Annotated in this window: 2 protein-coding genes; both read left to right on the plus strand. The window is 52.6% G+C overall.

Annotated features, from left to right (window positions below):
* Positions 1-58 precede the first annotated feature (58 nt).
* Positions 59-622, plus strand: coding sequence for a DUF6431 domain-containing protein (locus ABS784_RS16795; RefSeq protein WP_352513348.1), 564 nt, complete (start codon positions 59-61; stop codon positions 620-622).
* Between the two features lie 141 nt (positions 623-763).
* Positions 764-1,491 (plus strand): helix-turn-helix domain-containing protein (locus ABS784_RS16800; RefSeq protein WP_352513350.1); only part of this gene is annotated, 728 nt, incomplete at its 3' end.

The raw sequence follows: 1,491 nt of genomic DNA on the forward strand, positions 1-1,491 counted from the left end.
TTTTTTGTGAATTGTTTCGGACAAAGATTTCCATTCGTTTCAATGAGGGGGAGGAAGTGTGATCCAGTTTCACGACTTTGGCATTGACATTCAAACGTATACGGATCGTGGGAAAGGGAACGATTTTCCCGACGTGAACCAATGCCCCCACTGTCCATCCCGCCGCCCCTTGCATCGTCACGGATACTACCAACGCTATGCGTTGACGGCAGAGGGGGAGTATCACCTTTGGATCGCACGATATCGCTGTCAAGAATGCCGTAAAACCGTGAGTGTGCTGCCTTCTTTTCTCCTCCCGTATGTTCAATATACACGATCGGTTATTTGGCAAGCGGTCAAAACGTGGCTCGAAACGCCAAGGCGAGGAGCGAAGACCAAACAGGTTGGTTTTCCCACCAAGGAGGTCATCTTATTTTATGTCCGACGATTTTTACGGAATCTCTCCCGCTTGCATCACGCGGCGGCGAGAAGGTGGGGGATCATCGGCCCTGTAGGGAACGCAAGAACAGAACGGGCGGTTTGGTGGATGCAGACCTTGGAGGGACGGGGGGTGGGCTCGATCATCCAAGACCTGTGGACAAACGAGAGGTGGCATCTGTTTGCGGATCAAATTTCTTCCTGATTTTCTACTTAACACCAAAAATGGAGATGGTTGATGTTCCCACAAACCCTTCCTCTCGACGAATCTCGAGCCGTTTCGTAAGATAGGAGGCAGAGGGACTGGAACGGTCCAACATCACAGGGAGACAGGGAGGAGATCCGGATGGATGAATCGATGAGACACGACATCGCGCTGTTTCGGTACGGGCTGATCGCTCCGTTGGTGAATGGCCAGGTGGAGCCCAAAGCGTATTTGAATGAGGTGGGCGGGCGAGTGCACTCGATTCCCCATCAAGGGGACAAACCCATTGCGGCGAAGACGATTCTGGATTGGTGCGCCCGATACAAAAAAGGGGGCTTCGACGCCTTGAAGCCGAAGCGCCGTTCGGACCGCGGCCGCTCCAGACGTCTGTCCCCCGATGATGAGGATCATATTCTAGCATTGAGGAAGGAACATCCCACCATGCCCGTGACCCTATTCTACGAACAACTCACCAAGCAGGGGGACATTCCCACCACCCTCTCATACTTTACTATATACCGATTGTTGAAAAAACACAACCTGGTGGGAAAAGAAATCTTGCCGATGCCGGAGCGAAAGCGTTTTGCGTATGACCAGATCAATGAGCTATGGCAAGGGGACTTATCCCATGGACCCACGATTCGCGTCCATGGGAAAGCCCAGAAAACGTTTTTGATCGCGTATATCGATGACTGCTCGCGGTTAGTGCCATATGCCCAATTTTTCCCTTCGGAGAAGTTTGACGGGCTGCGGATCGTCACGAAGGAAGCGGTGCTTCGTTGCGGGAAGCCGAAACGCATTTACTCGGACAACGGGAAAATTTATCGGTCCGAGGTGCTGCAGTATGCGTGCGCCGAGATGGGGATTAC

The organism is Geobacillus sp. G4 (assembly GCF_040327975.1).
GTDB lineage: Bacteria > Bacillota > Bacilli > Bacillales > Anoxybacillaceae > Geobacillus > Geobacillus thermoleovorans.